Origin of the sequence: Bradyrhizobium australiense (genome assembly GCF_013114825.1) — a bacterium.
Taxonomy (GTDB): Bacteria; Pseudomonadota; Alphaproteobacteria; order Rhizobiales; family Xanthobacteraceae; genus Bradyrhizobium; species Bradyrhizobium australiense.
In genome coordinates, this window is sequence record NZ_JAAVLX010000009.1 from 294,091 (window position 1) to 314,095 (window position 20,005).

A 20,005-nucleotide genomic window follows, 5' to 3' on the forward strand; every position below is an offset into this window, starting at 1 on the left:
AAAGGGGCGCCAGAAATGTCCGATATTCTGACCGAGATCGAAACCTACAAGCGCGAAGAGATTGCCGCCGCCAAGCGGGCGCATCCGCTTGCCGAGATCGAAGCCCGCGCCAAGGCGGCGCCGCCGCCGCGCGGCTTCGTGCGCGCGATCCGGGAGAAGCTCGCCCGCGGCGACTACGCGCTGATTGCCGAAGTGAAGAAGGCCTCGCCCTCCAAGGGGCTCATTCGCGCCGATTTCGATCCGTCGGCGCTGGCTAAGGCTTACGAGGCCGGCGGCGCGGCATGCCTGTCCGTGCTCACGGATGTGCCCTCCTTCCAGGGCCATCTCGATTTCATGGTGGCGGCGCGCCTGGCAACGAATCTGCCGGTGCTGCGCAAGGATTTCCTGTTCGACACCTATCAGGTGGTGGAAGCCCGCGCCCATGGCGCCGACTGCATCTTGATCATCATGGCGGCGCTCGACGATGCAGCCGCGAGAGATATCGAGGACGCCGCGATCGCGTTCGGTATCGACGTTCTGATCGAAATCCACGACCGCACTGAGCTCGATCGCGCGCTAAGACTTCGGTCGCCGATGATCGGTGTCAACAACCGCAATTTGCGCACCTTCGAGACCACGCTGGCGACCAGCGAGGCTTTGGCGCCGCTGATCCCGCGCGATCGTCTGATGGTCGGCGAAAGCGGCATCTTTACGCCTGCGGATCTCGCGCGGCTCGAGCGCGTCGGCATGTCGACCTTCCTGGTCGGCGAAAGCCTGATGCGGCAGGCCGATGTGACCGCGGCAACGCGCGCGCTGCTGGCGCGTTCCGATACGGCCTGCGCGACCGGGACCGGCTAACAGATGGCGCGGAAGGCTTCCAAAGGCGGCGCCGCCCTCACCCACATCGACGCCGCCGGCGAAGCGCGGATGGTCGACGTCTCCGCGAAGGCAGCGACCGAACGCACCGCCATCGCCGAGGGGCGTGTCGTCATGGCAAAGGAGACGCTCGATCTGATCATCTCCGGCAATGCCAGGAAGGGCGATGTGCTGGGCACGGCCCGCATCGCCGGCATCATGGCCGCAAAGCGCACGTCGGAATTGATTCCGCTGTGCCATCCGCTGGCACTGTCCAAGGTGACGCTCGACATCACGCCCGACAAGAAACTTCCGGGCTGCATTGTCCGCGCTACGGTCAAGGTCACGGGGCCGACCGGGGTCGAGATGGAAGCGCTGACGGCGGTGTCGGTCGCCTGCCTGACGATCTACGACATGATCAAGGCAGTCGAGCGCGGCGTTCGCATTGAAGGCATCCATCTCGTCGAGAAGATCGGCGGCAAATCCGGCCATTATCGCGCGGAGCGGTAAGCCCCGGCGACGGCGTCGCTCTCGTCACGCGCGTGTGACCGGCGCGGCGAGGAATGCGCTCTGCGCGCGCGGGGTTGTCTCCATCGAGGCTTTCACAAGGAGGAACCCGATGTCGATCTACAGGCTTGTTGGCACGGCGGCTGCGTTGGCCGTGATCTCGGCACCTGCGATAGCACAGCAGGTGATCTACGAGCCCGGTTATTGCGCGTTTTACTATCCGAATGCCAACTGCCAGAACAAAGGTCCGGGCAATCCCAATAGCGATCCGCGGCGATTCAGCCAGGGCTACGTCGTGCCGGACGGCTCAGCCACCGCGGGCGTGGTCGTGAAGAAACGCGCGCATCGATCCCCGAGATCCAAGCAGTGACGGCGGCGGCTTTGCAAAGCCCGTAACCTTCGTAACCTCCGTCAACGATCGGCGGATCGCCAGCATGCGATCGGCCGTTTCCTTCCGAAACCGCCTTGTCGGTTCCATCGTCAAGGGAGGTCTCCTGTGGTTGTCGGCGGAACCCACCGCTACCGGACTAACGCTTCATTAACCAGACTTCCTAACGTCAACTCCATCTCGGCGCTGTATCGAAGTCACGGGCCGGGTTTGGGAGAACGCCGCTTCCGGCAGTTCATTTCCCGGCAGCGACCGCGTTCATGGCTTCGACCGGCACTAAATCGTTCAGGATTGCGTCCGCCTTCAGCGGCGGCCCGATCCGCTGGTTGATCCTGGGCGGCACGCTTCTGATCGCCACCATCGCGATCGGAGCCACCGTCATGGCCGGCAATTTCCGCGAGCGTGCGCTGCGCAACAGCGAGCGCGAGCTGGAAAATACCGTGCTGCTGCTCGCCCGCCATTTCGACCAGCAGCTCGAGGATTTTCAGGTCGTCCAGAAAGACCTGATTGCGTTCATGCGCACCAGCGGGATCGCTACGCTCGAAAACTACAAGCGCCGGATGTCTAATCATGACATCCATCTCATCCTGAAATCCAAGATCGACGCGCTGTCCTATGTCGGCGGCATCAACATCTTCGACGCCGACGGCAATCTGATCAATGCGTCGGCCGCCTGGCCGCCGCCGCCGGTCAACTCGGCCGACCGCACCTTCTTCAGAACCTTCAAGTCCGGCCCGCAATCGCCTGACATGGTGGTCGAGCCGGTCTACAGCCGCGTCACCGGCGCCTGGACCACCGTGATCGCCCGCAAGATCACCGGGCCGAGAGGCGAATTCCTCGGCGCCATCGGCCGCGGCATCGAACCCCTCAACTTCGAAAAATTCTTCGCCACCGTGGCGCTTGGACCCGGCGCCTCCATCGCCATGCACCACAGCGACGGCACGCTGCTGGCCCGCTACCCGCATATGGCTGATATGATCGGCAAGAATTTCAAGACCGGTCCAGCCGCCCAGCGGCAGGTATTCGAGCTGCCCCGGACGACCTCGCGTCTCACCAGCCCGATCGACGGCGAGGACCGGTTGATCTCGTCCCGCGCGCTGACCAATTTTCCGCTTGTGATCGTCGCTTCAACCACGACTTCAGCGGCACTAGCCGACTGGCGCGAGCAGATCGGAATCCTGATCGCCGTCACCGGGCTTTCGGTGCTGGCAATCGCCGCTCTGCTGTTCCTTGTCGTCCGCAAGCTGTCTTATCAGCACCGCGCATCGAAGCAGCGGCTGACGCTGGAAAAGCAGCGTCTCGACACCGCCGTCAACAACATGACGCAGGGCCTGTTGCTGTTCGATGCAAAGCAGCAGCTCATCATCTGCAACAAGCGATATCTCGAAATGTACGGCCTTTCGGCCGACGTCGTAAAGCCGGGCTGCAGCTTTCGCAAGGTGATCGCGCATCGCAAGGAGACGGGCTCCTTCGTCGGCGACGTCGATCATTACGTCGGGGTGGTGCTGCGCGACATCGCGCACCGGAACGCCATGGTGATCTCGACGCCCGACGGGCGCTCGATCCAGGTCGTCAACGAACCGGTCGCCGATGGCGGATGGCTGGCGACGCATGAAGACATCACTGAGCGGCGGCGCGCCGAGGAGCGCATCACCCATCTCGCCCATTACGACGCGCTGACCGATCTGCCGAACCGCACCCTGTTCCACGAACGGCTCAAGCGCGAATTGTCCCACGCGGCGCCTGGCGAGCAACTGGCGGTGCTGTATATCGACATCGACGAATTCAAGAGCGTCAACGATTCGCTCGGGCACATGATCGGCGACGAGCTCCTGAAATCGGTCGCGGCCAGCCTCGCCGCCTGCGCACGCAAATCCGATTTCGTGGCCCGGCTCGGCGGCGACGAATTCGCCATCGTGCAAACCGGGATCGAAGATATCGACGACGTGATGAAGCTCGTCAGCCGCATCTTCGAGGCGATCCGCTCGCCCTATCAATGCCTCGGCCATCAGGTCACCACCGACGCCAGCATTGGCATTGCGCTCGCGCCGCAAGACGGCTCCGATATCGACCAGATCCTGAAGAACGCCGATCTGGCGATGTACGCCGCCAAGGCCGCCGGCCGCCGCACCTATCGCTTCTTCGAACCGGACATGGAAGCCGAGGTCCGCGCCCGCCGCGACCTGGAAATGGATCTGCGCCAGGCGCTCGTCGACGGCGGCTTCGAGGTCTATTACCAGCCATGTCTGAGCCTGCAGACCAACGCGATCACCGGCTGCGAGGCACTGGTGCGCTGGCGCCATCCGCAGCGTGGCATGATTTCGCCCGCCGAATTCGTGCCGCTCGCCGAGGATACCGGCCTGATCAACCAGCTCGGCGAATGGGTGCTGACGTCCGCCTGCAAGGAAGCGGCGATCTGGCCCGACAATATCAGGCTCGCGGTCAACGTCTCGCCGATTCAATTCAAGAGCGGCACGCTGGCGCTGAAGGTGATGGCCGCGCTCGCCGCATCCGGCCTCGCGGCAAGCCGGTTGGAGCTCGAGATCACCGAGGCCGTGCTGATCAGGGACGACGAGACGGCGCTCGCCGTCCTCCATGACCTCCGCACCATCGGGGTTCGCATCGCGCTCGACGATTTCGGCACCGGCTATTCCTCGCTGAGCTATCTGCAGCGTTTTCCATTCGACAAGATCAAGATCGACCGCTGCTTCATCACCGACATCGCCGAGCCGGAAGGCTCGTCTTGCATCGTGGAGGCGGTTGTGACCATCGCCGCCGAACGGCACATGACGACGACGGCCGAAGGCGTCGAGACCGAAGAGCAGCGCGGCTTGCTGCGCGAACTCGGCTGCTCGGAAATGCAGGGCTACCTGTTCAGCGCGCCGAAGCCGGCGGCGGAGATCAGGCCGCTCTTGCTAGCGCATCGGGACCGTCCTGGTGCGGAACGCGCGAACCGAGTGCGCAGGCGCAAGAACGAGGCGCGGACAGCTTAGGCCGCACGTCGCTCGGACCATCCCTTGCTAAAACTCAGGGCTAACGCGGACTGCTACTCGGCGCCGCCCCCTGCCCGCCACCCGTGCCAGCGCCCGAACCCGTCGTTTGGCTGCTCGGATGGGGTTGTCCGGGCGGATGTGCGGAAGCACCGGGCTTTTCCTGCTCCGCCACAAATCCGGATTGTCCGGAGTCGCGGGTCTTGATCCCTTTATCCGCTTCTTCCTGCATCTGTTTGTCGGTTTGCACCTGCTGGCCAGGCGCCGTCGACTGCTGAGCCAGTGCCGGCATGGTGAGCGCGGTTCCAAAAGCGACCGCAATCGCGAGAATTGAGGTTCGCATGAGCTGTCCTCCTATAGTTCTCTTCCCACAACGCGCGAGAGAGAGATGGTTTCCAAGCCGTCGCTTCCGCCTTCGCTCTGCGAGCTACAGCGGAAAAGTCGCTCGTCCGGGCTACGCTTGCTCCGATGGTTACAGTCGCGCCTGTGCGAGCGGAATCCGAAAGGTCCTGAATCCGGCAATATCGGGAAACCACTCGGCGGCTTCGCGCGAAGCCAGCGTTAGGACCGCGGCCGGGACTTCGCCGCTGATCAGCCGGTCGATCGCCCCTCGCTGTCCTTCGCTGAACTGGACCTCGGCGGCGCCCGCCGCTATCAACGCGGCGCTGACGCGTCCACTCGATGCGGCCTGCTTCTCCTCGATCGCAATGCTCTTGTTGTTCAGGTCGGATAGCGAACTGATCTCCGGACGTGCCAGAACGAGCGCGACCAGATTGTCTGCTTTATCTGGCGGTGTGGATGCCATCTTCCCGGTATCGCTCACGTCGGCGGGCGCTTCCGGATTGTCCGATTTGTTGCCCGCATCCGGTCCCGTCCCGATCGCCGTGACGAGATCGGCCATTCCCGTCGCTTCCACAAGCTGCTGCTGTATGGTCCGGGAAGCCGGTGCTGGCGCGCCGGCAGCCGTGGCCGGCAACGCAGCGTTCTCGGACGCGGCGGGCCTCGCGGCGATCTCGAGCGTGGCTGGCGGCGGCAGGATGACCTCGGATTTGATCTCGGATTTGGGAGCCTCCGCGGGCTGCGCCGTGGCGACGGCGGCTGCCTGAGCCGGCTCAGACCTGTTCGAGATTACCAATTTACGCTCGGGCGCCTTGCCGCCGGCGACTGTCTTTTCGCGAGCCACTGTCGCCGTGGCCGCCGGAATGTCTTTCCTCCTTGCTGCAAGACTGGGAGTCGCCGCCTTTTTGCCGTTCGACGGCCTTGTTTTCGACGCCGCCAAGCTATCGCGCGGCGCGGAGCGGGAAACGGGTCCGCCCCGCTTTGCCACGCGTGCAGGGCTAGCGTGTTCCGGCCCTACTGTTTCCGCGTCAGCCGGCACCACAACAACAGCCTCGCGTTGCTCGCGGTACCTGGCAGATAACGCTTGATCAGACCAGGCCATGTAGGACTGGCACGCGTAGTTGCACGGCAGCCCGTCGATATAAACGACGCCAGGTGAGTCCAGCGGATTGGCCTGCAGGGCTCCACCCGAACAAAGGGACAAGATCAGGGCCGGCAAAATCCATCTTCTCGACATGACTACTCCGTTCGACGCGCGTGGTGTTCAACGCGAGCTACGAATGGATGGAGATCAGGTTTCAAAAGTGGTGTTCGCGGACCGCTATGCGCGTGTTGAGGATGCCTCTTCGCTGCCCGGCCAGCGACCGGCGCGCCACATTCGAAATGAATTGTCGCAACAGCAAGTAGCCCGGATGGAGCGCAGCGCAATCCGGGGATTCCCTCTCTGATTGAGGGCCGCCCCGGATTTCGCTGCGCTCCATCCGGGCTACAGGGGCTCGCAAGCGGAAGCCGGTTTCGCGCCCGCCGTGAGTAAATTAATTCGGCACGGCCCGCTTCGCGGCCGTGACCGCATTCGCGTTCACGGTGCCGCCGCGCAGCAGGTTGAACGCGGCGTTGAGCGCCTTGTCGTCCTTTTCGTTCGGCGGAACATAGGCTTGCGAGCCGGTCTGCTCGGCACCATCGGCGGCGAGATGGCCGCGCATCGAGGCTTCGCCCTTCAGCTCGGCGCGGCTCTTGAGCTCATCCGGCACGTCCTGCAGCACCTCGATATCGGGCGCGATGCCTTGGGCCTGGATCGAGCGACCCGAAGGCGTGAAGTAGCGCGCCGTGGTCAGCGCCAGCGCGCCATTGCCCTGCCCCAGCGGAATGATGGTTTGCACCGAACCCTTGCCGAAGGTGCGCGTGCCGATCAGGGTGGCGCGCTTGTGGTCGCGCAAGGCGCCGGCAACGATTTCGGACGCCGAAGCCGAGCCGCCGTTGATCAGCACGACCAGCGGCTTGCCTTTGGTGATGTCGCCGCCGCGCGCGGTGAAGCGCTGGGTTTCCTCCGCGGTGCGGCCGCGCGTCGAGACCACCTCGCCCCGGTTCATGAAGGTGCTCGACACCGACACTGCCTGGTCGAGCAACCCGCCGGGATTGTTGCGGAGGTCGACGATATAGCCCGCGAGTTTCTCCGGCGGAATTTCCTTCGAGATGCTGGCGATCGCTTTCTTCAAGCCGTCGGTGGTCTGCTCGTTGAAACGGGTGATCCTGATGTAACCGATGTCGCCGCCGTCAGTCTTGAAGCGGACCGGCCGCACCCGGATGATCTCGCGCATAATGGCAACGTCGATCGGTGCGGCGGCCCCCTTGCGCACGACCTTGAGCCGGATCTTGCTGTTGGCGGGGCCTTTCATCCGGCCCACCGCCTGTTCGAGGGTCATGCCCTGGATGGACTCGTCGTCGATCTGGGTGATCACGTCGCCCGAGAGGATGCCGGCTTTGGCCGCGGGCGTATCGTCGATAGGCGTGACCACCTTGACGATGCCGTCTTCCATCGTGACCTCGATGCCGAGCCCGCCGAACTCGCCATGGGTGGTCTCCTGCATGTCGCTCCAGCCCTTCTCATTCATGTAGCGCGAATGAGGATCGAGCGCGGAGATCATGCCGTTGATGGCGCCTTCCATCAGCTTGGAATCGTCCGGCTTCTCGACGTAGCTGGTCTTGATCCGCTCGAACACGCTGCCGAACAGATTGAGCTGGGTGTAGGTGTCGGAACGGGCCGCGGCCTTTGCCGCCGCCACCAGATGCGCCCCTTGAGGTCCGATCACGAGAGCGGTCAGAGACGCACCCGTCACCGTGCCGAGAAGAAAGGCAAAATTCCTGCGCATCGTGGGGCGTCCCTTTTTGCTAACGGACGCCCACCATCCCTGTGAATCGGCGCCCCTGTCCCGGCCCCGCCAACTCACAATGGCTTTTTGGTCGGATCAAGGCACGCCGACCGGGCCGCTTTTCAGGAGGCTTTATCCGCCTCCTGCAGCCCGTTTTGCCAGGTGGAAGGCCGGGTTCCGAAACCGCGCTTGGCGCGGGTGCCCAGCCAGTAGCCGAATTGCGGGGGAACGTTGCGGAACGGGCCCTCCACGCCGAGTTTGAGCGCGGCATCCATCGGCCAATTGGGATTATTGAGGATTTCCCGCCCCACCGCGATCAAATCGGCCCGCCCGTCGCGCAGGATCTGCTCGGCCTGGTCGCCATGGATGATGAGGCCAACCGCCATTGTCATGATGTCGGCGTGGCGCCTGACATATTCCGACAGCGGCACCTGATAACTGTATTTGATTTCCTTGCCCAGGATCGGCGCCGCCTCGGAGATGCCGCCGGATGAACAGTCGATGACGTCGACGCCTTTTGTCTTCAGTATCTTTGCCAGCCGCGCGCTCTGTTCCGGTCCCCAGCCGGCATTGTCCTCGACCGAAAGGCGGACGAACAGCGGCTTTTGGTTGGGCCAATGTGCACGCACGGCTTCCGTCACCTCGATCAAGAGGCGCATGCGGTTGGTTTCGGAGCCGCCGTATTCGTCAGTGCGCTGATTGGCGCGCTCCGACAGGAACTCATGCACGAGATAGCCATGGGCGCCGTGCAGCTCCAGCACGTCAAAACCTGCCTCATGGGCGCGGCGCGCCGCCTGCCCCCAGGCCTGCACGAGATCTTTCACTTCGGCTGTTTCAAGCGCGCGCGGCACCGGCCAGCGCTCGCTATGGGGAATCGCGCTCGGCGCCACCGGCTGCCAGGCGTCCCAATCCTCGATATCGGGCGTCCGCTGCAGCGGGCGGTCGCCCTCCCACGGCCGGGTCGCACGCGCCTTGCGGCCGGAATGGCCGAGCTGAATTCCGGCGACCGCGCCCTGCTGTTTGATGAATTTGACGAGGCGGCCGAGCGGCTCGATGAATGTGTCGTCCCAGATGCCGAGATCGCCGACCGTGCCGCAGCCGCGCCGCTCGACCTTGGTCGATTCCACCACGACCAGGCCAGCGCCGCCGGCGGCGAACTTGCCAGCATTCATCAGGTGCCAGTCGGTCGGAAAACCCTTCACGGCCGAATATTGATGCATCGGCGGTACCACGATGCGGTTCTTCAGCGTGACGCCGCGGATCGTCATCGGAGAAAACAGCAGCGTTTCCGTCATGGTTTCCTCGGCCTCGTGGACAACATTGGCCCGGCACCGTCCCGGGAAGTGTCTTCTACTTTGCGGCGCCTTCGGCGGATTTGGCCTTCGGCTTGGCTGGCGGTGGTGCCTTGGCCGCGGCTTTCGGCGGCGCGCTGTCGCCGCGCATCGTCCCCCAGGGGTCGGAACTCTTTTGCTGCTCGGGAATGTTGCCAAGCGACCTCCGGTAGGCCCGCTCGGCCTCCTTCTCGGCCGCGATTTCCGAAGGCGTCTTGGGCTTGTCCTCCTCGCCATATTTGGCCGGACCTTTTTGGGCCGCGGCGGATCCGGCCAATAATCCGATCATCGCGACAGCGCCCAGGATTCTGCCAACAACTTGCATGCGACTACTCCCTGAAATTGGCCCAAGCCTTAGCACAGCTCGCGCACGGGCTTAAGCACCGGATTGGGCTTCGAAGCGTATCCGGTGGCCGTTGCCGAGGCCGGTCCAGTTTTGTAAACGACTGGCATGAATCCGCCGCCAGCGCCCCGCTCCGTCGACGCCTTGCTGTTCGACCTCGGTCGCGTCGTGCTCGACATCAGTTTCGATCAGGTGATGACCTGCTGGGCGGAGCATGCTGGCTGCGCGCCTGCCGACCTCGCCGGACGCTTTGTTGTCGATGACAGCTTCAAGCACCATGAGACCGGCCGGATCGACGATGCCGCGTTCTTTGCCGGGCTGCGTCAGTCGCTCGGCATCGGCATCACCGACGCGCAGTTCCTGGAAGGCTGGAACGCGATCTTCACCGGCGAGATGCCCGGAATTGCGCCACTGCTGGCGGGTGCAGCAAAACGCCTGCCGCTCTATGCCTTTTCCAACACCAATCCGGCCCATGTCGCGCATTTTTCGCAGGCCTATGGCGATGTGCTCAGCCATTTCCGCGAGATATTCCTGTCATCGAGCATCGGTTTGCGCAAACCCGACGCCGAAGCCTATGATCATGTGATAAAGGCGATCGGCGTGCCGGCGTCGCGGATCCTGTTCTTCGACGATTCGGCCGCCAATATCGAAGGCGCGCGGGCGCGCGGCCTTTCTGCCATCCACGTGACATCGACGGATGACGTGGCGAGGGCACTGACCGCACTTGGAATTTAAGCACTTGGAATTTGAGCGCGTCGAATTTGAGGGAGGTCTGCCCGTGGCCTTGATGCCTGTCGCCGATGCGCTCGCTGCGATCCTTGCCGGCGCAGAAGCGCTGCCCGAAGAAATGGTGGCGCTCGATGACGCGTATCACCGTATCCTCGTGCGTGACGTCGCCGCGCGGCGGACGCAGCCGCCGCAGGCGATGTCGGCGATGGATGGCTATGCGGTGCGCGCGGCGGACGCCGCGGATGTCAACGCACGGCTGAAGGTGATTGGCGAGGTCGCCGCCGGCCGCCCGTTCGAGCGGAGGGTAGGCCCAGGCGAAGCGGTGCGGATTTTTACCGGCGGCGTGATCCCCGCCGGCGCCGATGCGGTCATCATCCAGGAAGACGCTGGCGTCGACGCCGACCATATCACCATCACGGAAGCTGCCGTTCCGGGACGGCATATTCGCGCCGCCGGCGTCGACTTCCGCGAGGGCGACGTCCTGCTCACGCGCGGACGCCGCCTCTCCGACCGCGACCTGTCGCTCGCCGCCGGCATGAACTACCCGGAGCTTGCGGTGCACCGCCGCCCCAAGGTCGCTGTACTCGCCACCGGGGACGAACTGGTGATGCCGGGCGTAACCCCCGGCCCCGGCCAGATTGTCTATTCCAACGGTTACGCGATTCGGGCACTGGCGCGGGCCGAGGGCGCGGAAATCATCGACCTCGGGATTGCCGCCGACACGGTCGCCGCGACCACCGAAGGTATTCGCCGCGCCCGCGAGGTGGATGCGGACATCCTGATCACCATGGGCGGCGCCTCGGTCGGCGACCACGACCTCGTCAAGCGGTCGCTGGAGGCCGAGGGCGTCGCCATGGCATTCTGGCGGATCGCGATGCGGCCGGGCAAACCGATGATGCATGGACGGTTGGGCGCAATGCGGGTGATCGGATTGCCCGGCAATCCCGTCTCCGCCTATATCTGCAGCTTCCTGTTCCTGGTGCCGCTGATTCGCGCTTTGTCGGGCCGCAACCACGTCCATCACGTCAGAGAAAGCGCCCTGCTCGGCCGCGATCTCTCAGCCAACGACCAGCGCGAAGATTATCTGCGCGCCCGCCTCGAAGCGCGCGAAGACGGCACGCTGGTCGCCGTGCCGGTCAACCATCAGGACTCGTCGCTACTCGGGAATCTCGCTGCGGCACGGGCACTTGTGATACGTCCGCCGTTCGCGCCGGCTGCCGCGAATGGATCGCGTTGCGAGCTGCTCCGGCTGCCGGAATGACGCCTGAACGGTGCTTTGGGCCGAAATCGCAGAGCGTTCACCTGAAATTAAGTGGTTGCGGAACACATATCGAACATATAGTGTCCGTTCATGATTTGTTTCGACTGCTAGTGTCTATGTCGGGAGTTTTGGGGACTCTCGCGAACTGGGCCCTGGGGATTCGGAACGACGACGCCAACCGGGGGATTGCTCGCGATGCTTACGCGCAAACAGTACGAACTTCTGCGTTTCATCAATGAACGGCTGAAAGAGGCCGGTGTGCCGCCCTCTTTCGACGAGATGAAGGACGCGCTTGACCTGCGCTCTAAGTCCGGAATCCACCGCCTCATTACGGCGCTGGAGGAGCGCGGCTTCATCCGCCGTCTGCCCAACCGCGCCCGCGCCATCGAAGTCATCAAGCTGCCGGAGCTTGCAGCCGCCGGCAACGGCCGCCGCGGCTTCACGCCAAGCGTCATCGAAGGTACGCTCGGCAGGCGCGCCGCGAGCGCGCCGGCCGTCGAGGACGATGGCAATCGCCCGGTCGCCGTCCCCGTGATGGGCCGAATCGCCGCCGGTACGCCGATCGAGGCGCTGCAGACCCGCAGCCACACCATCAGCGTGCCGCCGGACATGCTCGGCTCCGGCGAGCATTATGCGCTCGAAGTGCGCGGCGATTCCATGGTGGATGCCGGCATTCTCGACGGCGACATGGCGCTGATCCAGCGCAACGAAACCGCCGACACCGGCGATATCGTCGTGGCGCTGATCGACGAGGAGGAAGCCACGCTAAAGCGCTTCCGCCGCCGCGGCGCCTCGATTGCGCTCGAGCCCGCCAACGCCGCCTATGAGGTCCGCATCCTGCCGCCGAACCGGGTACGGATTCAGGGCAAGCTGATCGGGCTGTACCGCAAGTACTGACCCGTTATGCCGCCCCAGCCATGACGAATAGCAGCCCTGGCCCTCGGCCGGGGTTTTTTGTTGCGCGTGTGGAACTAAGGAACGTTAGCGCGTTTGTGAATGTGGCGCAGTGCGCCAGTCGCAGAATTGCCCAGAAAGAAGAAAAGGCTCTGCGCCATGTCCACTCTGATAGAGGCCTGTGCCTCCTTCTAGACACGGGTCAGCTATCTCAAACGAGGGAGCCATCCGATGTGTGACTATAGCCTGCATGCTGTGGCTACGCGGCCTGCCCAAGTCGGCGAGACGCTGATCACCACGACCTTCCGCGGTACATCGACCCGCGGCTTTGCGTCGGAACGCGAGCCCGCAGTGGCGGTCTGCATGCTTCCCGGCACCGAGCTGGCGTTCGCTGAGGACGTCAGATACGACAACCGCTGGATCTGGACGCGAACCACCGACTGGCGGGTCGGCAAATTCAACCAAATCGACCCGCATATATCCGACCGTCATCACGACGCGATCGAATTTCCCGACGGAAGCCATGTGCTGGTGACGCAGCTTTGCGAAGGCCAGCGTGCGACCGTGCTGCAACTGCCGGTGGTCCAGACCGGTGGCGAGCGTGCACCGAAGGTGACGGAAGCGCCTCCGGCCGAATCGATCGTGACCGGATAAACGCCACGCGCATACGATCCGCCGGTCCAGGCCGGCGGATCGTCGTGGTGCATTTTTCAGAACTCGGCTTTCAGAACTCGGCACCGCAGGGGGCAGCCGGTGGTCAACAAGGTTACGTGGCAAAAAGCCGGACGCGTCACTGAGCCCGGACGGTACATGTTCAGGTACGGCTGGCTCACCATCACGGCGGAAGATCTCGCAATCTGGCAGCAATTCCCCAACGCATCGTTCACGCTGGTCGCTCTGCCGTCGGCACCCGACGCGCCCGAGGAATTCCACCTCGGTGCATTCGAAATACCAGCCAAACCCACAGTCGACGAACACTGAGGGTCGCCTACTCCTCCGCCTGAAGATCTACCTCTGCCGGCGTGGCATCGACGGCGCGCGGTGGCACGACGCGCGGCGCAAGCACGGGGGCGTCGGTCTCGCTCTCGTCACCCGTGGCCGGCGACCACGGGCGGTCGATCCCCCTCGGCTTCGCCGCTTCGACGATAAATCCCTCGCGGCTACGGCGCAACGCCATCGCGCCCTGCCGCCGCAGCCGTTCAGCATCGACGATCGAAGCCACGCAGGCCGCGGGCGCCTGCCGCAGCGTCACAATCAGCGCTGCGCGCTCGCAATCGTCCGAAAACGCCTCGGGCCTGAACGCCTGCGCGATCAAGCCGCCGGCGGATTGCATCACGCAGCCAAGTTCGTCGCAAGAAACTCCTGACGTGAGCGACGCGTCAGCCGCGGTGCGCGCGTCCGCATCCGCCGCCAGCCACTCCTTCAGCAGGAAAACGTCCCGAGACCTCTTGGCCGCGTGCATCAGATGCAGCCGGCCATCCTGGCCGCGGACCCCGACATTGCGCCCGTCGGCGGAAATCAGGATGTCAGGCTGCGGCACCCGCGCCGCCCACAGCGCCGCTGATAGCACCAGCGCCGCGCCCGACCAGCGCAGCGGCGTGCGCAGCAGGCCGAGCAGGATGATGCCAAGGCTCGCCGCGATCAGCGGTCCGATGCCGAATGCCGGCACCCGCCCGACCGCGCCGGGCAAAGCCGCGACCCATTGCGTGACAGCGATCATCCAGTCGATGCCGACGCCCATGATCGCCCAGAACAGGCGGTCGAAGCCGAACGGCATGGCGACGAGGCCGAGGAGGCCCGCCGGCATCACGATCGCCGAAACAACCGGCATCGCCGCGAGATTGGCCAGCACGCCGTAAGGCGTGACCCGGTGGAAGTGAAAGGCCGCGTAAGGCGTGGTCGCGAGCCCCGCGACCAATGAGGCCAGCAACAGCATCGTCAGCTCGCGGCCGCCCCACAGCGCGGCACGCGCGGTCGCGGTGTGATCTGCGGTCGCGAACAGACGGGGCATGCCGATCTGCACCAGCGCGACGAGACCCAGCGTGGCGGCAAACGACATCTGAAAACTCGGATGCACCAGCGCTTCCGGCGCGACCGTCAGCACGATCAGGGCGGCGACCGCGAGCGTGCGAAACGTAATCGCGCGGCGATCGACCATGACGGCGATCAGCACCACGGCCGTCATGAAGAACGATCTTTGCGTCGCGACCTCGGCGCCGGACAGCAACAGATAGAACGCGGCGGCAACGAGGGCTGCCGCCGCCGACCACTTCTTGATGGGCTGGCCGACCGTGAACACGGGAAACAGCGCCAGTAGTGCCCGCACCGCGAAGAACACGACGCCGGCGACAACAGCCATGTGATAGCCGGAGATCGACAGCACGTGCCCCAAGCCGGAGATGAACATCGCGTCGTTGACCGGCGGCGAGATCGCATCGCGCCGACCGGTCAATAGCGCGGTGGCAATGGCGCGCTTATCGCCCTCCAGCGTTGTCCTGATCCGCGCATCGATCGTGTCGCGCAGGCCCTGCATCACGGCCGAATAGCGCAGGCGGAGCCCGCCGCCTTCCGGCGGCTCGGTGGTCTTGATCGCGCCCATCACGAAGCCGGAGGCGCCGATGCCGGCGAAAAACATGTCGCGGCTGAAATCGTAGCTGCCCGGCCGCACCGGCGAAAGCGGCGGCAACAGCCGCGCCTTCAACTCGACGAAGCTGCCGACCGGCGGCGCCGTGCCCTTCTTTACCGAGAGCCGTACGCGCTCCAGCTTCGTCGTTCCGCGCGCGCTTTCCATGGTGGCCACGCGAAGGACAAAACGGTCGGTGCGCTCGCGAATGTCGCGGGTCTCGACAAAGCCGGTCAGCGATACCGAGAACATCGGCCGCGCCAACACGCCATGCGCGATCCGCGCCGTCTTCCACGTCGCTATCGCAAAGCCTGCCGCAACGGCTGCGATCATCACCGCGGCGGGAAAGAACTTTTGCCGCCGCAACAGAACCGCCACCGCGCACAGCGCGATCGCCACAATGGCAGCCGCCGACAGCACCGGCTCATGATCGGCAGCGAAGTAAAAGGCAATGCCGGTGCCGAACGCCACCGGCACCCACGGCAGCAAGCGGCCGGCACCAGCTTCCGCGCGCGCCCATGCGCGCAGGGTCTCGATCAGCGGCGGCCAAAACGCGGGACGTGATGGCAGAATGCCGCCGACCGGCGCCGCAGCGCCCGGCGGCCAAGTCCCGGCATAGCCCCGCTTTCGACCCGACGTGTCGCCCTGCTCCGTCACTGAGCCTACACCTTACGCTCTCGTGGATGGCACAAGACTACCGGACGCTGTATTGAGGCCGCTAGCGGAACGAATGCAGAAACCTGAAGAAATGCACGATGGCCCGCGCTACAATCACGTCATGAGACTTGCGGCCTGCCTCTTATTTGCTTTGGCGACGTCAGCATCCGCTGCCGCAGCGGCTGAACAATGCCGCTTCATCGAAGCGAGAGCAGAGCGCGAGGCGTGCTATCAGCGCCAGGATGTTGCGCGGGCTGCCCGGCAACAGGCTAATGAGGCCCGGCAGGCACAGCAAAAGCCGTATGAGCCGATGGCCCAGGAGGATGCTCAGCTCGCCAAATCCCTGCGCAGCATTTGCCGGGGCTGCTAGGCCGATCCTGGAGGACGCCGTGGACGCGAAAGGTCGTCACGCTCAAGCCAACGCCCATCGCGGCCGACCGCTACCCCCGACGGGCGGCTAACTCTCTCGTCCTCAGCCGGCGCCCCAGCGGTCGTGCCACCAGGTGCTGAAATCACGATCCGTCATCAGTTCCCAGGCAGCAAACAGGATCACCAATAGGCCCGACAATACGCTGTTCACCGTAGCTGCGCCCACCTCATAACCGACCGTCCACGGTGCTACCACGAGCGCCAGACCCAGAAGCATCTCTCCCCATTCCTCCAAGTAAGAAGGAACGACAAATGCCTCGACGGCAAACAGGATGATGCCGAACCCGAGTGCGATAGTTAGCGCGACGGCTGCCCCGGCCATGCCGAGGACGAACGGCGAAACGACCAGCCACGCACCCACCATCAGGCTGACAACGTCCTGCCAGTGTTGAATGCGCATGATGCTCACCTCCCTCTTCCATGGATATGGTGGTGCGGCACTCAAAGCGCAGCCGTCCGGCCTGCGTGTGTTGCCGCTGCTCTTCCCCCGGAGCCACCATCCAATCCCGGCAGCTCACCGGCAGGACGCGCTCTTAAAAGCGCTCTTGCAAGTGCGCCGCAGCAGGATGCACACTGTAAGCGCAGGATCAGGTGTCAACGTCTACGGCTCTCAGCTCGACTGGAATTCACGGTCGCGCTCAGAACGAGAGGAGCATGACGCCATGCGAGAAACCGAAATCCACGACTATGCGCGGCAGTTGCTGGAAGCACATGGCGCCAAGGCCATTGCGGAAGCCGCCCAGAACGCCATCGAACTCGAGGCAAAAGGCGAGGTCGAACTGGCCAGAACCTGGCGCCATATCGAGGACGCGATGAAGATGATGCGCGGGCCCCACCAAAGCTGAGGTTGCTAGCACGGTAACGCAGAACGTGCGCCAGGACCCGTCGCAGGCCGCTTCGCCGCGGCTGAAGGGCGCATGACGTCCAAGATGCGGCCCTCCATTCCAGGAGTGAAGCCATGTTTCCGAAGTGTGCGACAGCCGAAGATCTCGTGAAGGCGATCAAAGACGAGAAGGTGCAGATGATCGATCTGCGCTTCACCGACTTGCCCGGGGTGTGGCAGCATTTTTCCGTCCCGCCGAGTGCAGCGACTATCGATGCTCTCAGCGAAGGCATTGGATTCGACGGCTCATCCATCCGCGGCTTTCAGGAAATCCAGGAAAGCGACATGCTGGTCGTGCCGGACCCGGCCACGGCGTTCCTTGACCCGTATTCCCCTACGTCGACCCTGGTCCTGATCTGCAACATCAGGGACCCTGTGACCGGTCAACCCTATAGCCGTGACGCCCGTTACATCGCCCAGAAGGCCGAAACCAACTTGAGGGGCACCGGCCTCGCCGATACGAGTTACTTCGGCCCGGAGGCGGAGTTCTTCGTGTTCAACGACGTGCGCTACGGACAGGGCATCAATTACGCTTTCCATGAAATCGATTCCAGCGAAGGCAGTTGGAATACCGGCAAGGAGGAAGAGCCGAATCTGGCCCACAAGCCGCGCCCCAAGGAAGGATATTTTCCCGTTCCCCCGACCGATAGCATGCAGGCTCTCCGCACCGAAATGGTGCTGACGATGGAACAGCTGGGCATCCAGATCGAAGCCCATCACCATGAAGTCGCGACCGGCGGCCAGAACGAGATCGACATGCGCTTCACTACGCTCACCCGCATGGCGGACAATCTGATGATCTACAAATACGTGGTGAAGAACACCGCCCGCGAGCACGGCATGACCGCGACGTTCATGCCGAAGCCGCTGTTCGAGGACAACGCCTCGGGGATGCACGTTCACCAGTCCCTGTGGAAGGGCGAGACCAATCTGTTTTACGACAAGGGCGACTACGCTGAATTGAGCCAGCTCGGCCGCTACTACATCGGCGGCCTGTTGACCCACGCCTGGGCGTTGTGCGCGCTTTGCGCCCCCACCACGAACTCCTATCGGCGTCTGGTGCCCGGCTATGAGGCTCCGATCAATCTGGTCTATTCCCAGCGCAATCGCTCAGCCTGCTGCCGGATTCCGATGTATTCGCCGAACCCGCGGGCAAAGCGGGTTGAATTTCGCTCGCCGGATCCCTCCTGCAATCCCTATCTGGCCTTTGCCGCGATGCTGATGGCCGGTCTCGACGGCATCACCAGCCGGATCGATCCGGGCAGCCCGATCGACAAGAACCTATATGACCTGCCGCCGGCCGAAGCGAAGAACGTGAGGTCGACACCAGGGTCGCTGGATCAGGCGCTTGACGCGCTCGAGCGCGATCACGCCTTCCTGCTCCGTGACGATGTGTTCACCGGTGACGTGATCGAGACCTGGCTCGACTACAAGCGGAAGAAAGAGGTCGATCCAATCCGGCTGCGCCCTCATCCATATGAGTTCCATTTGTATTACGACATCTAGGGCGCGAACTTATCCGCAGGCATGGGGCGGATTTCGGCTTCAGTGGGGCAGGAAAGGCGCCAAAAAATGGACTCGTGCCGCCCATTGGTACCCGCTCAGCTCGGCGGCGGAGCCGAGGCGCCGTGACTGCGGGTGGAACCTATCGCAACATGACACGTTCTTTTCGCCGATGAGCAGCGCCGTTGCCCCGGCGCAGCGAGCGCCGAGGCCGAGGCGTTGCGTTGCGCGGGGAGGACGCTCATGAGACTCACTCTGTCCGTCATCAAAGCTGACATTGGCTCCATCGGCGGGCATACGAAGCCATCTACACGCATGATGGCGGCTGTCGAGGGCGAGGTCGCGAAGGCGATCTGCGATGGTCTGCTGATCGACGGTTTCGTCTGCCACACCGGCGACGATATTGCGATCATCATGACGCACACACGGGGCGAAGGGAGCTCCGAAGTGCATCAACTTGCTTGGAAGGCATTCCTCGCGGCCACTTCGGTAGCGAAAACCTCCGGGCTTTATGGCGCGGGCCAGGATCTTCTCGTCGACGCACCGTCCGGAAACGTCCGCGGCGCCGGACCGGGAGTCGCCGAGCTCAGCTTCGACCACAGCCTCTCGGGCACGAGACCTGCCGAATCGTTCATGGTATTCGCCGCCGACAAATGCGGCCCCGGCGCCTACAACCTGCCGCTCTACCTCGCCTTTGCCGATCCCATGTATTGCGCCGGCCTGATGCTGCCCCCGATGATCAAGGGATTCCGTTTCCATGTCATCGACATGGACAACACGGACGGCGACAGCGTGATCGAACTCGACGCGCCCGCGGAGGGCTACCACATCGCCGCGCTGCTCCGGGACAACGAGCGCTTTGGCATAGATCGCATCATTTCGCGGACCCATGGCGAGGTCGCCGTCGCCGTTTCGGCGCAGCGTCTTCACGCGATCGCAGGCAAGTACACCGGCAAGGACGATCCGGTCGCGATCGTCAGGAACCAGGGGATTTTCCCGGCGCCGGAAGAGATCATCTCGCCGTTCGCCAAGGCGCACTTCGTGGGCGGCGATGCACGCGGCTCGCACGTGATGCCGCTGATGCCCGTGCCGATCAACACACCGGTGACCGGTATGTACTGCCTGCCGATCGTTTCCTGCGCCGGCTTTTCGATCGACAAGGACGGCCGCTTCTCGGAGTCCTATACCGATTTCTTCGACAACCCGGCGTGGGACGAGGTCCGTCGCCGCGCCCAGAGCAAAGCTATCGAGATGCGCAGCCAAGGCTGGTCTGGTGCAGCGATGCTGCCCTATTCCGAGTTGGAGTATGGCGGCTTCCGCGACACCGTGTCCGCGCTGTTGAAGCGCTTCCAGTTGCGCGAGGAGCGCAAGCCGGAAGCGGCCGAGTAATACGGCGTCACGGTCAGTCTGCCTGGAGACGGGTC

General features: G+C 64.0%; 20 protein-coding genes. 13 read left to right on the top strand and 7 right to left on the bottom strand.

The annotated features are described in order from the left end of the window. Positions 1 to 15: 15 nt before the first annotated feature. From trpC to HCN58_RS27305, 4 genes are all read left to right on the top strand, one after another. Positions 16 to 837 (top strand): indole-3-glycerol phosphate synthase TrpC, encoded by an 822-nt coding sequence (trpC, locus tag HCN58_RS27290; protein WP_171582442.1) that lies wholly within the window; start codon positions 16 to 18, stop codon positions 835 to 837. Between the two features lie 3 nt (positions 838 to 840). Next, entirely contained in the window at positions 841 to 1,344 is a 504-nt protein-coding gene (gene moaC, locus HCN58_RS27295; protein WP_171582443.1) for a cyclic pyranopterin monophosphate synthase MoaC, read from the top strand. A 109-nt stretch (positions 1,345 to 1,453) separates the two neighbouring features. Beyond that, the gene (locus tag HCN58_RS27300) at positions 1,454 to 1,711 is read left to right on the top strand and encodes a hypothetical protein (protein WP_171582444.1); all 258 of its coding nucleotides are present in this window, start codon (positions 1,454 to 1,456) and stop codon (positions 1,709 to 1,711) included. Between the two features lie 278 nt (positions 1,712 to 1,989). Next, entirely contained in the window at positions 1,990 to 4,722 is a 2,733-nt protein-coding gene (locus HCN58_RS27305; RefSeq protein ID WP_171582445.1) for a bifunctional diguanylate cyclase/phosphodiesterase, read from the top strand. A 40-nt stretch (positions 4,723 to 4,762) separates the two neighbouring features. Here HCN58_RS27305 and HCN58_RS27310 read toward each other — a convergent pair whose 3' ends face one another. The 5 genes from HCN58_RS27310 to HCN58_RS27330 form a co-directional block, all read right to left on the bottom strand. Then, a complete protein-coding gene (locus tag HCN58_RS27310) occupies positions 4,763 to 5,062 on the bottom strand; it encodes a hypothetical protein (RefSeq protein ID WP_171582446.1) in 300 nt (99 codons plus the stop codon). Positions 5,063 to 5,191: 129 nt separating this feature from the next. Further along, positions 5,192 to 5,902 (bottom strand): hypothetical protein, encoded by a 711-nt coding sequence (locus HCN58_RS36140; RefSeq protein ID WP_311966876.1) that lies wholly within the window; start codon positions 5,900 to 5,902, stop codon positions 5,192 to 5,194. Between the two features lie 691 nt (positions 5,903 to 6,593). After that, a complete protein-coding gene (locus tag HCN58_RS27320) occupies positions 6,594 to 7,928 on the bottom strand; it encodes a S41 family peptidase (RefSeq protein ID WP_171582447.1) in 1,335 nt (444 codons plus the stop codon). Positions 7,929 to 8,050: 122 nt separating this feature from the next. Then, entirely contained in the window at positions 8,051 to 9,223 is a 1,173-nt protein-coding gene (locus tag HCN58_RS27325) for an NADH:flavin oxidoreductase/NADH oxidase (RefSeq protein WP_171582448.1), read from the bottom strand. 55 nt (positions 9,224 to 9,278) lie between these two features. Next, entirely contained in the window at positions 9,279 to 9,584 is a 306-nt protein-coding gene (locus tag HCN58_RS27330; protein ID WP_171582449.1) for a hypothetical protein, read from the bottom strand. Between the two features lie 126 nt (positions 9,585 to 9,710). Here HCN58_RS27330 and HCN58_RS27335 point away from each other — a divergent pair, with 126 nt between their 5' ends. The 5 genes from HCN58_RS27335 (at position 9,711) to HCN58_RS27355 (ending at position 13,467) form a co-directional block, all read left to right on the top strand. Further along, positions 9,711 to 10,337, top strand: coding sequence for an HAD family hydrolase (locus HCN58_RS27335; protein ID WP_171582450.1), 627 nt, complete (start codon positions 9,711 to 9,713; stop codon positions 10,335 to 10,337). A 43-nt stretch (positions 10,338 to 10,380) separates the two neighbouring features. Continuing rightward, on the top strand, positions 10,381 to 11,592 hold the full coding sequence (locus tag HCN58_RS27340; RefSeq protein ID WP_171582451.1) for a molybdopterin molybdotransferase MoeA: 1,212 nt from the start codon (positions 10,381 to 10,383) through the stop codon (positions 11,590 to 11,592). Between the two features lie 195 nt (positions 11,593 to 11,787). Then, positions 11,788 to 12,489 (top strand): transcriptional repressor LexA, encoded by a 702-nt coding sequence (gene lexA, locus HCN58_RS27345; protein WP_171582452.1) that lies wholly within the window; start codon positions 11,788 to 11,790, stop codon positions 12,487 to 12,489. Positions 12,490 to 12,717: 228 nt separating this feature from the next. Beyond that, positions 12,718 to 13,140, top strand: a complete 423-nt coding sequence (locus HCN58_RS27350; RefSeq protein WP_171582453.1) for a hypothetical protein — start codon at positions 12,718 to 12,720, stop codon at positions 13,138 to 13,140. A gap of 99 nt (positions 13,141 to 13,239) precedes the next feature. Continuing rightward, the gene (locus tag HCN58_RS27355; RefSeq protein WP_171582454.1) at positions 13,240 to 13,467 is read left to right on the top strand and encodes a hypothetical protein; all 228 of its coding nucleotides are present in this window, start codon (positions 13,240 to 13,242) and stop codon (positions 13,465 to 13,467) included. A gap of 7 nt (positions 13,468 to 13,474) precedes the next feature. On the opposite strand, the gene HCN58_RS27360 is transcribed toward HCN58_RS27355, so the two are convergent. Further along, the gene (locus HCN58_RS27360; protein ID WP_171582455.1) at positions 13,475 to 15,766 is read right to left on the bottom strand and encodes a ComEC/Rec2 family competence protein; all 2,292 of its coding nucleotides are present in this window, start codon (positions 15,764 to 15,766) and stop codon (positions 13,475 to 13,477) included. Positions 15,767 to 15,839: 73 nt separating this feature from the next. Here HCN58_RS27360 and HCN58_RS27365 point away from each other — a divergent pair, with 73 nt between their 5' ends. Beyond that, positions 15,840 to 16,136, top strand: coding sequence for a hypothetical protein (locus HCN58_RS27365; RefSeq protein ID WP_235983923.1), 297 nt, complete (start codon positions 15,840 to 15,842; stop codon positions 16,134 to 16,136). 102 nt (positions 16,137 to 16,238) lie between these two features. Here the strand turns inward: HCN58_RS27365 and HCN58_RS27370 are convergent, their stop codons facing one another. Then, positions 16,239 to 16,595 carry an SPW repeat protein gene (locus HCN58_RS27370; RefSeq protein WP_171582456.1) on the bottom strand — a complete coding sequence of 119 codons (357 nt, stop codon included), beginning with the start codon at positions 16,593 to 16,595 and terminating at the stop codon, positions 16,239 to 16,241. Between the two features lie 262 nt (positions 16,596 to 16,857). Here HCN58_RS27370 and HCN58_RS27375 point away from each other — a divergent pair, with 262 nt between their 5' ends. From HCN58_RS27375 to HCN58_RS27385, 3 genes are all read left to right on the top strand, one after another. Next, complete coding sequence (locus HCN58_RS27375) at positions 16,858 to 17,040, top strand: hypothetical protein (RefSeq protein WP_065729174.1); 183 nt, start codon at positions 16,858 to 16,860, stop codon at positions 17,038 to 17,040. 113 nt (positions 17,041 to 17,153) lie between these two features. After that, on the top strand, positions 17,154 to 18,584 hold the full coding sequence (glnA, locus tag HCN58_RS27380) for a type I glutamate--ammonia ligase (protein WP_171582457.1): 1,431 nt from the start codon (positions 17,154 to 17,156) through the stop codon (positions 18,582 to 18,584). A gap of 240 nt (positions 18,585 to 18,824) precedes the next feature. After that, positions 18,825 to 19,970, top strand: a complete 1,146-nt coding sequence (locus tag HCN58_RS27385; protein WP_171582458.1) for a fructose-1,6-bisphosphatase — start codon at positions 18,825 to 18,827, stop codon at positions 19,968 to 19,970. The last annotated feature ends 35 nt before the right edge of the window (positions 19,971 to 20,005 follow it).

Coding starts and splice junctions, on each gene's coding strand:
- trpC (WP_171582442.1), top strand. CDS start 16: ATGTCCGATATTCTGACCGAGATCGAAACCTACAAGCGCGAAGAGATT.
- moaC (WP_171582443.1), top strand. CDS start 841: ATGGCGCGGAAGGCTTCCAAAGGCGGCGCCGCCCTCACCCACATCGAC.
- HCN58_RS27300 (WP_171582444.1), top strand. CDS start 1,454: ATGTCGATCTACAGGCTTGTTGGCACGGCGGCTGCGTTGGCCGTGATC.
- HCN58_RS27305 (WP_171582445.1), top strand. CDS start 1,990: ATGGCTTCGACCGGCACTAAATCGTTCAGGATTGCGTCCGCCTTCAGC.
- HCN58_RS27310 (WP_171582446.1), bottom strand. CDS start 5,062: ATGCGAACCTCAATTCTCGCGATTGCGGTCGCTTTTGGAACCGCGCTC.
- HCN58_RS27320 (WP_171582447.1), bottom strand. CDS start 7,928: ATGCGCAGGAATTTTGCCTTTCTTCTCGGCACGGTGACGGGTGCGTCT.
- HCN58_RS27325 (WP_171582448.1), bottom strand. CDS start 9,223: ATGACGGAAACGCTGCTGTTTTCTCCGATGACGATCCGCGGCGTCACG.
- HCN58_RS27330 (WP_171582449.1), bottom strand. CDS start 9,584: ATGCAAGTTGTTGGCAGAATCCTGGGCGCTGTCGCGATGATCGGATTA.
- HCN58_RS27335 (WP_171582450.1), top strand. CDS start 9,711: ATGAATCCGCCGCCAGCGCCCCGCTCCGTCGACGCCTTGCTGTTCGAC.
- lexA (WP_171582452.1), top strand. CDS start 11,788: ATGCTTACGCGCAAACAGTACGAACTTCTGCGTTTCATCAATGAACGG.
- HCN58_RS27350 (WP_171582453.1), top strand. CDS start 12,718: ATGTGTGACTATAGCCTGCATGCTGTGGCTACGCGGCCTGCCCAAGTC.
- HCN58_RS27365 (WP_235983923.1), top strand. CDS start 15,840: ATGCAGAAACCTGAAGAAATGCACGATGGCCCGCGCTACAATCACGTC.
- HCN58_RS27370 (WP_171582456.1), bottom strand. CDS start 16,595: ATGCGCATTCAACACTGGCAGGACGTTGTCAGCCTGATGGTGGGTGCG.
- HCN58_RS27375 (WP_065729174.1), top strand. CDS start 16,858: ATGCGAGAAACCGAAATCCACGACTATGCGCGGCAGTTGCTGGAAGCA.
- glnA (WP_171582457.1), top strand. CDS start 17,154: ATGTTTCCGAAGTGTGCGACAGCCGAAGATCTCGTGAAGGCGATCAAA.
- HCN58_RS27385 (WP_171582458.1), top strand. CDS start 18,825: ATGAGACTCACTCTGTCCGTCATCAAAGCTGACATTGGCTCCATCGGC.